Below are 12,708 nucleotides of genomic sequence, written 5' to 3' on the forward strand. Positions count from 1 at the left end.
AGTCGACGCCGGCACTCGGCGCTCGGCTACCGGCGCCCCAACGAAGTGCACTACGATTACCAAAAGCCAGCCACGGCAGCGTAAGAATTCAATCGAATCCGCTGTCCGAAATCACCGCAGCAGCCCAGGTCGTACCGTTGCTGAAAGGTCACCCCGCCGCACGTCGCGGCCGCCCGTTGCGCGTACCGGCCGAGCCTGCCCGGGGTGGTGTCGGCCGCTTTGTCCAACACCGCCTGTTCGTAGACGGACCGGGCGGTGTCGTCCTGGATGGGCAGGCCGTGGTCGGCGATCACCCGGATATGGCCCAGGTCGATGCGGCCGTCGTTGAGAGCGGCAACCGCTGCCGGGTAGTCGGTGACGAACCGTTCCGCGTCAGCGAGGCGGCGACCCATGGCGCGGTCAGAGACCCGGTGGGCCGCGGCGAGGTCGGCGACCAGGGACCGGTGCGCGATCGCCGTGTCACAACCGTACAGTTCGGTGTTACCGGCCCGCACCCACACCGCCAGGGTCGCCAACTCGTGCAACTCCTGGGCCTGCAGGGCACCCATCTGCTGCCGGATCGCCACCGTGCGGGCGATCGCCGCCGCCGCCTTCTCATCACCGGCACCAACCAGGACAGCGTTCCCAACTACAGCAGACTCGTCGGCACTCGACTCATCAGCCCCGGAGCTGTCAGCTTCGCGTCCACCGGTACCGGGTGCACCCGCACAGGCCCCATCAGCGTCGGGCCGGGCGGTGTCGAGTCGGGCGGTGTCGAGTTCGTCGGCACAGGGTGCGTCCGCACCGAGCCCATCCGCACCGAGCCCATCCGTACAGAGTCCATCCGCGCGGAGCCCGTCTGGGCCGGCGAGTGCGCGATCTTCCCCAGTGGTCTCGTCGAACCCGGGCGGGTTGGTTGGGATGTTCGACTGAACCGGTAACCGGTAGTCGGCCGGAGCCCCGGCCAAGCGAGGCTCTTCATTCTCGCGAGAATCGAACATATGTTCCATATAAGAATTCAATCATGACCGACCGACATCCGCCGCAGTAGAGAGACGAGCTGTGGATAACTCCAATTTCTTCAGCCTGGGCGGCACACCAATGGGCTCAACTCACGAAGACGGCACCACGCGATCTGGATGGACAGTGCTCCCCGCGTGGAGTAGGCAGGAGGCCTCCGAACTGCGGCAGGGCCAGGGGCGCGAACCTCGTGGGCGCGCGAGTATTGGATGTTCCAGCGGCAGAGCGCCCCGGGGGGAGAGGGGACCCGATCAGGGGCATCAGCGTCACGGGTTACCAGAGCCAGTAATTACCAGAGCCAGTGATTACCAGAGCCAGTGATTACCAAAGCCAGTGATCAGGAGAGCCTGTGACTACCAGGGCCCCTCCGCACCGAGAGCCCCTAGTCCTCGCCTGGCCCACCCAGCCAGTCACCGGTCGCGAGATACTGAACCTTTTTTGCGATGGAGACCGCGTGATCGGCAAAGCGCTCGTGGTAACGGCTCGCAAGCGTGGCGTCGACGGTGACGACGGTGCCGCCCTTCCACGCCTCACCCAGCATCTTGTCGAACACGCTCAGGTGCAGGTCGTCGATCTGGTCGTCGTCATTGCGAATCTCTTCGGCCAGACGGATGTCCTCGGTCACCAACAACTCGGTGAGCTTCTCCGAGATGGCGACATCGAGACGGCCCATCTCCAAAAACGTGCTGCGCAGCGCCTTGGGGACAACTTTGTCCGGAAACCGGTAGCGGGCGAGCTGAGCGATGTGTTCGGCCATGTCTCCCATGCGCTCGAGCGAGGAACTGATTCGCAGCGCACTGACCACCATCCGCAGGTCGCGGGCGACCGGCTGCTGACGGGCGAGGATCTGGATCGACAACTCATCCAGACTGACGACCAACTCGTCGATCTGGTTGTCGTCCTCGATCACGGTCTCGGCCAAGGCCACATCCGACTCGTTGAATGCGCGCGTGGCCCGTTCGATCGAGCGGGTGACCAGACGGGAGATCTCGACCAGTCTCTCCTGTACTTCTTGAAGTTCCTGCTGGAAGACTGCGCGCATACGTGTCTGATTCCTTACTCTTGGCTGCCGGTCAAGTCTAGCGATCCGGTCGGCGGACACCCCGTCATTGCCCATCCTGCGGGAATGGCGTGAACGAGCGGTGCCGCCCAGATGAACACTGGGCTAACGATCCGTGGTTCCACATGACATCGCGCCCCGGGACTATCAGAAGTCAGTAACCTGAACATTATGGATCCTGGCTGGTTGGTGCTCGTAGCCCTCGCGCTCGGCATCGGGGTTGGCGCGGGTTTCGTGCTGCTGATGCACCACGCCGCCGGTACGGGAGCGCGTGCCGCGGAGGTCGTGAACCCCAACGTTCCTGACGGTATCGACCAGGTGCTCGACGTTCTCGAATCGGCCGGGATCGTGCTTGACCCGAGCAACAATGTGGTCAAGGTCTCGCCCGGGGCACTGGCGCTCGGGCTCATCTGGAACCGCACATTGGCGCATCCGGAGTTGATCGAAATCGTTGACGAGGTGCGGGATTCCGGAGATCCGGTCACCCGCGAGATCGAGGTGAGCCGCGGGCCGCTGGGGGAGGCGAGCCTGTTCCTCTCGGTTCGCGTGGCACGACTCGGCACCCGGTACGTGATTCTGTTCGCCGATGACCGTACCGAACTGCATCGGCTCGATGATGTTCGCCGCGACTTCGTGGCCAACATCAGCCACGAGCTGAAAACCCCGATCGGGGCGGTGAGCCTGCTGGCCGAGGCCTTGAGCGAGGCTTCCCGCGACCCCGCGCGCGTGAAGAAATTCGCCAAGCGACTCACGACGGAATCGGCGAGGTTGGGGAGGATCACCCAGGAACTCATCCAACTGTCGCGCCTGCAGGCGGCGGATGCACTGGGCAGCCGCCATCTGGTGAACGTCGACGACGTGATCAGCCAGGCGTTGGATCTGAACGATGTGGCAACCGAGGTGCGACGGGTGGATGTCGTTGTTGGCGGCACCACGGGCGCCCACGTGTACGGTGACATGCCGTTGCTCGTGATCGCGGTGCAGAACCTGATCTCCAACGCGATCGTCTACTCGGCGAAAGGGTCGCGCGTGGGGATCGGGGTGCGAGTTGTCGACGGGATTGTCGAGATCGCCGTCACTGACCAGGGATCAGGGATAGACCCGGATGACCTGGAGCGGATCTTCGAACGATTCTTTCGGGTGGACCAGGCTCGGTCCCGCCATACCGGTGGCACCGGGTTGGGCCTCAGCATCGTCAAACACACCGTCGAGAACCACGGCGGCGAGGTGCTGGCCTGGTCTCAACTGGGACGCGGCTCGACATTCACCATCCGGATCCCGCTCGCCGACGAGGAACTCGCATGACCCGCATCCTGCTCGTGGAGGACGAGCCCTCGCTGAGCGAACCGCTCATCTATCTGCTCGAGAGGGAGGGCTACACGGTCAAGCTAGCCGAGGATGGCCCGACCGCACTGGAGAAATTCGCACGCAAGCGATTCGACCTGGTGCTGCTCGACCTGATGTTGCCGGGCATAGCCGGCACCGAGGTCTGCCGGCGCATTCGGGCAACGTCTGCCGTGCCGATCATCATGCTCACTGCGAAGGATTCCGAGATTGACATCGTGGTCGGTCTGGAGCTGGGGGCAGATGACTACGTCACCAAGCCCTACAAGAGCCGCGAGCTGCTCGCGCGTATCAAGGCGGTGAGCCGGCGTCGGGATGAGGTCGCCGATGACCTCGAAGTGCTTGAAGCCGGAGCGGTCCGAATGCATCTGGAACGTCACCAGGTCGAGGTCGACGGGGCTCCCGTTGCCATGCCGCTGAAGGAATACGAGTTGCTCGAGTACTTGATGCGCAATGCCGGCAGGGTGCTCACTCGGGGCCAATTGATCGACCGGGTCTGGGGCAGCGACTATGTCGGCGACACCAAGACGCTCGATGTGCATGTGAAGCGTCTGCGTTCAAAGATCGAAACAGAACCATCGAGCCCGGTGAGACTGGTCACCGTGCGCGGCCTCGGCTACCGCTTCGAGCGGTGACAGGCGGGGCTACAAGCCGCAGGAACAGCTGACGGTCGGAACATCTGCCGACCAGAACTGCAAATAGCCAGTACCACTCGCGACCTGCACCACTCGCAAACGGTGCCACTCGCAAACGGTGCTACTCACAAACAGCGTTATTTGCAAACCCTGCTATTCGCAGACGTGTTATTTGCAAACCCTGCTACCCGCGAACAGTGCTACTTGACTGGCTCGAGGCCCTTGTACGGCCCCAACGCGCTGGTCAGTACCGGCACCAGGAGTTGTTGACCCTCGGCGTCACCGTACTGGAAGTAGACCGGGGCCAGCGCGCCGGCCTGAACGCCCACGTTGCTGAAAGTCAGCTGGGGGGCCTGGTCGGAGCCGAACACGTTCAGTGTGGTGTTGTTGACCGGCACCGCGTTCTTCACCGATGTGCTGGGGCCTTCGACCTCGATGTTCAGCAACTGGTTGGCGTCAGAGTTGTTCGCAACCGTCACCACAAGGTTTGCGTTCTGGTTGTCGTCGGTGATCAGGATCGCATTCAGGATGCGCATCTCGCCCACGGCCACGTTCGCCCCGTCGCCGGCGTCATATTGGATGGTGGTCGCCTGGGGCACGAGAAGGTTGCAGGCGCTCGTTCCGAGTAGCACGCCGACTGCCAATACGACGGATGCCGCGATACGGACCTTCACTCAAGCCTCCAGGATTGTTTTGGTGCAAATCAAGTTCTGTGCCACCGTTTCGCAGGCCAATCTGCGCGGTACAGGGGTCAATCGAGCTTAGTTTATTATCTGCGACCTCACCAGCGCACTTCGGCAGGCCCACAAGTCGCCGATTCAGTGAAGCGTTGGCCGGCAACCGAGGCGATCGAGCACTGGTCCGCAACCACTGATCGTGTAACACAACAGACACACGGGACCGGGGCCGCCCGGGGCAGATAAGATTTGGGCGTGGCACTCCAACTCTATGACTCTCGAACGCAGACCCTCGCCGATTTCACGCCGATCACTCCCGGCGCCGTCAGCATCTATGTCTGCGGGCCCACAGTGCAGTCGTCGCCGCACATCGGGCACTTGCGGTCAGCGCTGGTCTACGACCAGTTGCGTCGCTGGCTGACGTATTCCGGCTTCAACGTGACACTGGTGCGCAACGTCACCGACATCGACGACAAGATCCTGATGAGCGCCCGGGAGGCGCAACAGGGCGGCAGCGACGAACAGTGGTGGGCGCTCGCCTACAGGGTCGAGCGTGAGTTCACCGCGGGTTACGACGCACTCGGCATCCTGCCGCCCACGTATGAGCCGCGTGCCACCGGGAACATCCCCGAAATGATCGAGCTGATCGAGCGTCTGATTGAACGCGGTCACGCGTATGCCGCGCCCGACGACTCCGGCGACGTCTACTTCGACACTCTCAGTTGGCCCTCCTATGGAGAGCTCACTCACCAGAAGGTCGAGAACATGGACGCTGCGCCGGATGCCGATCCGCGTGGCAAGCGCGACGCACGCGACTTCGCACTGTGGAAGGGACACAAAACCGACGAGCCCGACTCGGCGTCTTGGCACGCCCCGTGGGGGCTCGGGCGCCCGGGTTGGCACATCGAATGCTCGGCGATGAGCACCAAGTTCTTGGGCTCCTCGTTCGATATCCACGGTGGTGGTCTCGACCTGCGGTTCCCCCACCACGAGAACGAACTGGCCCAATCGAGGGCTGCGGGCGACGGTTTCGCCACCTACTGGTTGCACAACGGACTCGTTTCGATCGGCACCCAGAAAATGAGCAAGTCGTTGGGCAACTCCATCTATGCCGCTGAACTGCTGCACGAGGCACGCCCCCAAGTGGTTCGCTACTACCTCGGAGCGGCGCACTATCGGTCGAACCTTGACTTCCATGACGGCGCCCTGGCCGAGGCCGAGGCCGCACTGGACCGCATCGAGGGCTTCTTGGAGCGCGCCAACCGCAGGTTGACCGACACCCGCTTCACCGGATCGGGTGTGGAGACCGTGCCCGATGAATTTCGCCAGGCGATGGACGACGACCTGGCGATGCCGCAGGCGCTCGCCGTTCTGCATGAGGCGGTGCGGGCCGGAAACGCCGCTCTCGACTCGGAAGATTTGGGCGCAGCGGCCACTATGCGGGGCGAGGTCTACGCGATGACCGAGGTGCTCGGCATCAACCCACTCTCACCGCAGTGGCGGGCGAAAGCCGACTCGGCACCCCGGCAGGCCCTCGCCACACTGATTGAACGGTTGCTTGACGACCGCGCATCGGCCAGAGCCGGCCAGGACTGGGCCACGGCCGATCGGATTCGTGATGAACTGACAGAAGCCGGCGTCGAGATCGAAGACACCCCGACCGGCGCACATTGGAGTTTGACAAGTGAGTAGGCAGCGCGCGTGAAAAGTACAGGATCGAAGAAGCCAGGCCGCCCCGGCGCGGTGCGCAAGACCAACAAGGGGCCGCAAGTCGGCTCCGGAGGGCAGGGACGGCAGGCGTTGGAGGGCCGTGGAGCGACCCCCAAGGCAGAAGACCGCCCGTATCATCCCGCGGGGAAGGCCAAGGCTGCCAAAGAGCGCTACGCCGCCGCCGGTGGCAAGCCGGGCGCCAGTCGTGGCCAGTCCGGGCGGGGTCAGGGTGCCAAACCGGACACCCGCGGGCAGACACGCGGAAACCCGCAACGCCGCGGTGCCAAAGCCGACGACACCGAGGTGGTGACCGGTCGCAACTCCGTTCTCGAGGCGATCAGAGCCCGCATTCCCGCCACGGCGCTCTACGTGGCCACCCGCATCGACATGGACGACCGGGTGAAGGAGGCGATGACTCTGGCAACGAAGTACGGCATCCCGATTCTTGAGGTGATGCGCCCCGAGCTCGATCGCATGGGCGGGCACGACACCGTACACCAGGGGGTCGCGCTGAAGGTGCCCCCGTACGAGTACGCCGACCCGGAGACACTGCTGCAGAAGACGATCTCGCGCGCCCAGAAGCCGCTCTTCGTCGCCTTGGACGGAATCACCGACCCGCGCAACCTCGGCGCGATCATCCGATCGGTGGCCGCGTTCGGCGGCCACGGGGTGATCGTTCCGCAGAGGCGCTCGGTCGGCGTGACCGCCGCAGCCTGGAAGACCTCTGCGGGTGCCGCAGCCCGGTTGCCGGTGGCCATGGCAGCCAACCTCACCCAGACGCTCAAAGCGTTCAAGAAGGCCGGAGTCTTCGTGATCGGCCTCGACGGGGGCGGGGACACCGCGCTGCCGTCGCTCGAACTGGCAGACCGGCCGATCGTCGTCGTGGTCGGCAGCGAGGGCAAAGGGCTCTCCCGCCTTGTCACCGAGACCTGCGACGCCATCGTGTCGATCCCGATCAGCGAGGCAACCGAGTCACTGAACGCCGGTATCGCTGCGAGCGTCACACTGTACGAGATCTCCCGGCTGCGTGCCGGCGGCAAGTAGCCGGCGGTGACTGTCGACGAGACGCCAGAACTGAACGATCGGACCGCGGACCACTTCGACCCGGATGACCGCCATCCGCCGACGGCTCCCACCGGCGGCGTGCATATCTCGTCGGAACTCAAAGAGTTCTCACCGGAACATCACGGCGCCTCCCGGGCTGACTATCGCGAGGCGTTCGCCACTCCGGGTATGGCGTGGCCGATTGTGGCCTCCCTGCTCGCACGCCTCCCGATCGCCATGGGAAGTATCTCGATCCTGTTCTACATCCAGCGAACGACCGACACCTTCGCCAGTGCCGGATTCGTGGCCGGCGGGGAACTGCTGGGATTGGCCGCCGGGTCGGTCATTCAAGGCAAACTGATCGACCGGTTCGGGCCGACTCGCACCCTCGGCAGCGTTCTCGTCATCTTCCTGGGCCTGGCAGTAGCGCTGTTCGCCGCGATCGAGGCACACGCGCCACTCGCCGCATTGATCGGAATCGCTTTTCTGTTCGGCTCGGCTCAGCCGGCATTACCGCCCGCCTCGCGCGGGCTGTGGGGGCGGATGCTGCCTCCCGGGCGCGTTCGGGAGGCCGCCTACACCTACGAGGCGATCAGCTTGGAGACGTTCTTCATCCTTGGCCCAGCACTGGCTGGCATTCTGGCGACCTCAGCGTGGGCGGGCCTCGGACTTGCGGTGACGGTCATTCTCTTCACGGTCGGAACCGTGGCATTCATCACCAGCCCGCTCGTGCGTGCGTGGCGCCCGACGCGGGTGACCTCGGGTGCAGGCTCGGAGCCTGCGCGGCAGCTGATCAGGCAGCCGGGGATGCAGACCATGCTGCTGTTGGTTTTCGGCTTCGGCGTCGTGATCGGCTTCGCAGAGGTGGCGATCCCGGCAGCGGCCACCAAGGCTGGCCACCCCGCTCTCGGAGGTATCCTTCTCGGAGCCTGGTCGATCACATCTGTGATCTTCGGAATTTTCTACGCCGCAAAGCCGTGGCCCAAAGCCCTGCACATCCGTGGGCCCGTCCTGCTCGCCGGATTCACGGTCATGGTCGGCCTGATTGGCTTCACCGAGGGTCTCATCTGGTTGACGGTGGTGTTGATGATCTCCGGGATGCTGTCCACACCACAGGCGACTCTGCATTCGCTCCTGGTCGACCGCGTTGCGCCTGACCGGCTGTCGGGTGAGGCCTTCGCCTGGGTGACAACAGCAGTGACGATCGGAATCGGGCTCGGCCAGGCGATCTCCGGGCAACTGGTCGAGTCGCTCGGCTACCAGAGCGCCTTCCTGGTCGCCGTCGTGCCCGGCGTCGCCGCCGCCGGCTGGGCGTGGCTGAGGCGCGACACGCTCACGCGCGAACGCAACCGCTGATGGACGCCGGAGTGCGACTCCGGTGACCAAGTGAGGCAGGCGCGGGAGATGGCAATGGTGGCGACGGTGTCGAGGACTGGTGCACCACTTCCCTGACATTCGCGTGATGGATCTTCCTGGACGGCCTGCGCTTGACCTGCCGTTACCATGTTCTTGAGGCGAAGGGGCAGGCCCCTGCGTCCAGGTTCGGTACCGAGGTTCGCCAGGGAGAGTGCGTGATGACGGAAGACGGCTGGTCCGATGAAGAGTTCCGCCAGAAATGGCAGGAGGAGGCGAACAGGATTGGCCGCTTCAATCTCGCGATCTTCGGGAAGACGGGGGTCGGTAAGTCCACGCTGATCAACGCAGTGTTCGGGGAGGACGTCGCGCCCACCGGCATCGGTGAGCCGGTCACAAGGGAGGAACACCTCTATCTGCACCGCGCCGGGTTTCTCGGCGTGTTCGACACGCGGGGCATTGAGATCGGCAAAGACACCGACACCCTCATCGGCGAGCTCGGTGAGTACGTCAACAGCAAGCGCGAAAACCCGTTGTCCGAGCAGATCCACGTGGCCTGGTACTGCGTGCGCGCGACCGACCGCCGGTTCGAGGACACCGAGGCGGAGTTCATCCGCCGGCTGCATGAGCTCGGTCTGCCCGTCATCGTCGTTCTCACGCAGGTTCCGTCGCGAGGCGGCGAGTATCACGGAGACGCCGTGGCTCTTGCGGATCACATCATCAGACTCAACCTGCCGATCGCCGGTGGCCGTCCGATCTTCGTGATGGCCACCGGTGACGATTTCACCGGCCAAGTGCAACATGGTCTGAAGGATCTTGTGGATGCCACCTTTCGTGTTGCTCCCGAGGGCGTAGAACTCGCCTTCACGGCGGCTCAGAAGATCGATCTGAGCCGAAAGCGCAAAAAGGCCAAGAGTGTTGTCCGCGGGGCCGCGGGGCTGGCCGGAACCGTCGGCGCGGTTCCAATCCCTTTCGCCGACGCCGCCGTACTGGTTCCGATCCAGCTCGGCATGATGGCAACCGTCGCAGCGATCTATGGCGTCAAGGTGGAGACAGCAACGCTGGCGGCGACAGTCGCGACGACAGCGGCGGTGGCGGCCGGCAGAAGCGCCGTGGTGGGCCTGTTGAAGCTGGTTCCCGGGGCCGGGTGGATTGCCGGCGGCGCGATCTCCGCAGGGGTGGCGAGTACGTTCACCATGGCCGTCGGATACGCGTGGGCTGTCGTGTGCGGCGAGCTCACTCAGGGCAGGCTCAAGGGAGTCGACGGGGGAGTCGACAACAAGCTGGTGCGTGAGCTGTTCCAAACGCAATTCGCTGTCTGGTTCAAAAAAGTGCGAAAGAAAGTATCCGCCTCGTGACTTTGCGGCCAGAGGAGCCCCGCCCGCGGCCCGCGTCACGCGGCTCACGCCGGGAGGGCGAGCCGCTAGACGCGATCGCGCCAGTCGTCGGCGGCATCCGCAGTGCTGTCCGAGCCTGCGGGCTGCACAGCACTCCCCGGCTCGTCGACCACCGGCAGGGGCATGGTCAGGGTTCCGGTGGGCGGGTTGAACAAGGCCGCTTCGTCACGACGAAACCGCAACACGTGCTGGATATACGACGAGAGCGCCTCGGCGAGGGGCACGTCACGCATCTCGTTCTGCGAGAGGAACCAACGGTGTTCCAGCAGTTGGTGGAACACCTCGGCCGGTTCCAGCTTTCCCTTCAGCTCGCGGGGGATCGCATTGACAATCGGTTCGAACACGCGCATCACCCACTCGTGAGCCACCATCTCCTCGTCGAGTTGTTGCTTGTCAAAGGCGAGCGTGTATGAATCGAGATCGTTCAGCAACCGCCTGGCCTGATTCTCTTCGACGTCGAGCCCGGTCAGCCGCAGCAGTCGCCGCTGGTGGTGCCCGGCATCCACCACCTTCGGTTGGATGCGCACCCTGCGCCCAGACTCGTCGGTGGTGATCGCCAGCTCGCCTATATCGAAGCCCAGTTCATTCAATCGGCCCACGCGTTCATTGATGCGCCAGCGTTCGGAGGTGGAGAATGATTCGGAGCCGGTCAACTCTCCCCAGAGTGACCGGTACGCCGCAATGATGCCCTCACTGACGGCGACCGGGTCGAGGCTCGCGTCGATGCGACCACCCGCCTCCAGGTCCATCAGCTCGCCCGCGATGTTCACCCGGGCTATCTCCAGATCGTGTTCGCGCTGCCCGTTCGACAGACCACCAGGATGCAGGCGTCCGGTCTCTGCGTCGACGAGGTAGGCGGCGAACGAGCCGGCATCGCGACGGAACAACGTGTTCGACAGGGAGACATCGCCCCAGAAGAAACCGATCGTGTGGAGTCGCACCAGAAGCACCGCCAGGGCGTCGACCAACCGGGTCGCCGTCTCCGGCCGCAAAGCCTGCGAGTAGAGCGCGCGGTACGGAAGTGAGAACTTGAGGTGCCGGGTGACGAGCACCGAGTCCAACGGTTCACCAGACCCATCGGTGCGATTGGTGATCACCGCGAGTGGTTCCACGCACGGCACGTCGAGCTTCTGCAACGTTCGCAGCATTTCGTACTCACTGCGGGCGAACTCCTCCGATGTCTCTTTGATCGCGATGACATGGCCGGAGAGGTGTGCGAACCTCACCAGGTGCCTGGAGAGTCCTTTGGGTAGTGCGGCGATGTACCGCGCGGGCCACTCGGCCAGTGGTTCGCGCCACGGCAGGTCGAGCAACGCCGGGTCGGGGCTGGCCGCGGTGATGCTGAGGGAGCCGGTCATGGCCGCACGCCGCTCGCCCCAACAGCCTGCCTGCTAGTCAACGATTGCGTGTACCAGTCGAAGGCCGCTCTCGGTGTCAAAGGCGTGCACATGGCCCAATTTCGGAGTCAGGTGAACCCGGTCTCCGGCGTTCGGGTGTGAGCGTCCGTCCACGCGTGCGACGATGTCGGTGCGCTGGCCGTTGATCTCGGTGTGCCCGTACAGGTAGCCGTCGGCGCCGAGCTCTTCGACAAGGTCGACCTCGACCGGCAGACCCTCGGTGCCGGTTGTCGAGACGATAACATCTTCCGGACGCACCCCGACGGTGACTGCGGTTCCCGATGCCGCGTCAAGGGCTGCCCGTTCGAGTGGAATGATGGTGTTGCCGAAGCGGATGCCCCCGTCGGCCTTGTCGGCATGGAACAGGTTCATCGCAGGGCTGCCGATGAAGCCGGCGACGAAGACGTTCTCCGGATTCGCGTACAGGTCGCGTGGCGTGCCGACCTGCTGCAGCACACCGTCTTTGAGCACGGCAATGCGGTCGCCCATGGTCAGTGCCTCGACCTGGTCATGTGTCACGTAAACGGTGGTGACCCCCAGCCGCCGGGTGAGCGACGAGATTTGGGTGCGCGTCTGCACGCGCAGCTTCGCATCGAGGTTGGAGAGCGGCTCATCCATCAGGAACACCTGGGGGCTGCGCACGATCGCGCGACCCATTGCCACCCGCTGGCGCTGGCCACCGGAGAGCGCTTTGGGCTTGCGAGCGAGGTACGGTTCGAGATCGAGCAGCTTGGCGGCCTCGAGCACACGGGCGGCGCGCTCGTCCTTGTTCACGCCGGCGATCTTCAGGGCGAAGCCCATGTTCTCAGCCACCGTCATATGGGGGTACAGGGCGTAGTTCTGGAAGACCATAGCGATGTCGCGGTCTTTCGGCGGCATGTCGGTGACGTCGCGGTCGCCGATCAGGATGCGACCCTCAGTGACTTCTTCCAGGCCGGCGAGCATGCGCAGCGACGTGGACTTTCCGCAACCGGACGGGCCGACCAGAACCAAGAACTCACCGTCTTCGACATCGAGGTCGAGTGCGTCGACGGCGGGACGGGTGGAGCCGGGATACAGGCGAGTCGCCTTCTCGAATGTGACAGTGGCCAT

The 12,708-nt window shown here is 64.3% G+C and carries 11 protein-coding genes; 6 read left to right on the forward strand and 5 right to left on the reverse strand.

All coding sequences use genetic code 11. The annotated features are described in order from the left end of the window. Positions 1-56 precede the first annotated feature (56 nt). Both DL891_RS03880 and phoU read right to left on the reverse strand, forming a co-directional pair. Positions 57-989 (reverse strand): DUF222 domain-containing protein, encoded by a 933-nt coding sequence (locus DL891_RS03880; protein ID WP_111719128.1) that lies wholly within the window; start codon positions 987-989, stop codon positions 57-59. Positions 990-1,381: 392 nt separating this feature from the next. Beyond that, the gene (gene phoU, locus DL891_RS03885; RefSeq protein ID WP_111719129.1) at positions 1,382-2,041 is read right to left on the reverse strand and encodes a phosphate signaling complex protein PhoU; all 660 of its coding nucleotides are present in this window, start codon (positions 2,039-2,041) and stop codon (positions 1,382-1,384) included. A gap of 189 nt (positions 2,042-2,230) precedes the next feature. On the opposite strand from phoU, the gene DL891_RS03890 reads away from it, so the two are divergent. Beyond that, positions 2,231-3,364, forward strand: a complete 1,134-nt coding sequence (locus DL891_RS03890; RefSeq protein ID WP_111719130.1) for a cell wall metabolism sensor histidine kinase WalK — start codon at positions 2,231-2,233, stop codon at positions 3,362-3,364. Next, positions 3,361-4,038 carry a response regulator transcription factor gene (locus tag DL891_RS03895; protein WP_111719131.1) on the forward strand — a complete coding sequence of 226 codons (678 nt, stop codon included), beginning with the start codon at positions 3,361-3,363 and terminating at the stop codon, positions 4,036-4,038. The genes DL891_RS03890 and DL891_RS03895 overlap by 4 nt, the downstream gene beginning before the upstream one ends. A 200-nt stretch (positions 4,039-4,238) precedes the next feature. Here the strand turns inward: DL891_RS03895 and DL891_RS03900 are convergent, their stop codons facing one another. Beyond that, entirely contained in the window at positions 4,239-4,712 is a 474-nt protein-coding gene (locus DL891_RS03900; protein ID WP_111719132.1) for a hypothetical protein, read from the reverse strand. Between the two features lie 258 nt (positions 4,713-4,970). Here DL891_RS03900 and cysS point away from each other — a divergent pair, with 258 nt between their 5' ends. The 4 genes from cysS (at position 4,971) to DL891_RS03920 (ending at position 10,180) form a co-directional block, all read left to right on the forward strand. Further along, positions 4,971-6,407: a cysteine--tRNA ligase gene (cysS, locus tag DL891_RS03905; protein WP_111719133.1), complete on the forward strand. Its 1,437-nt coding sequence runs from the start codon at positions 4,971-4,973 to the stop codon at positions 6,405-6,407. A 9-nt stretch (positions 6,408-6,416) separates the two neighbouring features. Continuing rightward, positions 6,417-7,469, forward strand: a complete 1,053-nt coding sequence (gene rlmB, locus DL891_RS03910; protein WP_111719134.1) for a 23S rRNA (guanosine(2251)-2'-O)-methyltransferase RlmB — start codon at positions 6,417-6,419, stop codon at positions 7,467-7,469. 6 nt (positions 7,470-7,475) lie between these two features. Continuing rightward, positions 7,476-8,825 carry an MFS transporter gene (locus tag DL891_RS03915; protein WP_198668765.1) on the forward strand — a complete coding sequence of 450 codons (1,350 nt, stop codon included), beginning with the start codon at positions 7,476-7,478 and terminating at the stop codon, positions 8,823-8,825. Positions 8,826-9,043: 218 nt separating this feature from the next. After that, the gene (locus DL891_RS03920) at positions 9,044-10,180 is read left to right on the forward strand and encodes a GTPase family protein (RefSeq protein ID WP_111719135.1); all 1,137 of its coding nucleotides are present in this window, start codon (positions 9,044-9,046) and stop codon (positions 10,178-10,180) included. 65 nt (positions 10,181-10,245) lie between these two features. Here the strand turns inward: DL891_RS03920 and DL891_RS03925 are convergent, their stop codons facing one another. Together DL891_RS03925 and DL891_RS03930 are read right to left on the reverse strand one after the other, a co-directional pair. Beyond that, complete coding sequence (locus tag DL891_RS03925; RefSeq protein WP_111719136.1) at positions 10,246-11,577, reverse strand: DUF4032 domain-containing protein; 1,332 nt, start codon at positions 11,575-11,577, stop codon at positions 10,246-10,248. Between the two features lie 33 nt (positions 11,578-11,610). Further along, positions 11,611-12,708, reverse strand: coding sequence for an ABC transporter ATP-binding protein (locus DL891_RS03930; RefSeq protein ID WP_111719137.1), 1,098 nt, complete (start codon positions 12,706-12,708; stop codon positions 11,611-11,613).

The organism is Homoserinimonas sp. OAct 916, from assembly GCF_003260275.1.
Taxonomy (GTDB): domain Bacteria; phylum Actinomycetota; class Actinomycetes; order Actinomycetales; family Microbacteriaceae; genus OACT-916.

Excerpts from the sequence above, each read along its gene's own strand:
- DL891_RS03930 (WP_111719137.1), bottom strand. The coding sequence starts at position 12,708 with ATGGCCACTGTCACATTCGAGAAGGCGACTCGCCTGTATCCCGGCTCC.
- DL891_RS03880 (WP_111719128.1), bottom strand. The coding sequence starts at position 989 with ATGGAACATATGTTCGATTCTCGCGAGAATGAAGAGCCTCGCTTGGCC.
- DL891_RS03895 (WP_111719131.1), top strand. The coding sequence starts at position 3,361 with ATGACCCGCATCCTGCTCGTGGAGGACGAGCCCTCGCTGAGCGAACCG.
- phoU (WP_111719129.1), bottom strand. The coding sequence starts at position 2,041 with ATGCGCGCAGTCTTCCAGCAGGAACTTCAAGAAGTACAGGAGAGACTG.
- DL891_RS03890 (WP_111719130.1), top strand. The coding sequence starts at position 2,231 with ATGGATCCTGGCTGGTTGGTGCTCGTAGCCCTCGCGCTCGGCATCGGG.
- DL891_RS03920 (WP_111719135.1), top strand. The coding sequence starts at position 9,044 with ATGACGGAAGACGGCTGGTCCGATGAAGAGTTCCGCCAGAAATGGCAG.
- DL891_RS03925 (WP_111719136.1), bottom strand. The coding sequence starts at position 11,577 with ATGACCGGCTCCCTCAGCATCACCGCGGCCAGCCCCGACCCGGCGTTG.